At 61.4% G+C, this 536-nt stretch carries 1 protein-coding gene; it reads left to right on the top strand.

The window, feature by feature from the left end; all coding sequences use genetic code 11:
• Positions 1–137: 137 nt before the first annotated feature.
• A partial coding sequence (locus tag EN750_RS38275) for an MBL fold metallo-hydrolase (RefSeq protein ID WP_348629650.1) occupies positions 138–536 on the top strand: 399 nt, incomplete at its 3' end.

Raw genomic sequence — 536 nt, 5'->3', positions numbered from 1 at the left:
ATCGAGGACCCCTCGCTTCACTTCATCGCCAAATTGCCCGCGACGGCGGCCGTCCAGCCGGACGACACGGTCGCGATTTCCTGCAATACCGACCAGATTATTCTGCTGACGGACTGAGCTTTTCTGACGGATTGAACATGGCAACACTTCCGCTCATCGAGGCACCCGACTGGTACGACACCATCCGCATGAGCGATGGCGTGACCTTGATCCACGAGCCGTGGATAAAACCGTTCTTCCGCTGCAATATGTGGCATGTGCGCGGTCGCGATCGCGATCTCCTCTTCGACACCGGCCTCGGCCATTTCAGCCTCCGGCGTCACGTGCCGCTGGTGAGCGAGCGCAAGCTGATTTGCGTCGCCAGCCACACGCATTTCGACCATATCGGTTGCCACCACGAATTTCCCGAGCGATGCGTGCACGCCGCCGAGGCCGGCATCCTCGCCGATCCGCGCAATGAATGGACGGCAGCCGGCACCTATGCGACCGACGAGATGTTCGATCGCATGCCGCAAGGCTGGGACACGGCGCGCTAC

Origin of the sequence: Mesorhizobium sp. M7A.F.Ca.ET.027.03.2.1 (assembly GCF_003999175.1) — a bacterium.
GTDB lineage: Bacteria > Pseudomonadota > Alphaproteobacteria > Rhizobiales > Rhizobiaceae > Mesorhizobium.
The sequence above is the reverse complement of the archived record's forward strand: the minus strand, read 5'-3'. Positions and strand labels throughout refer to the sequence as shown.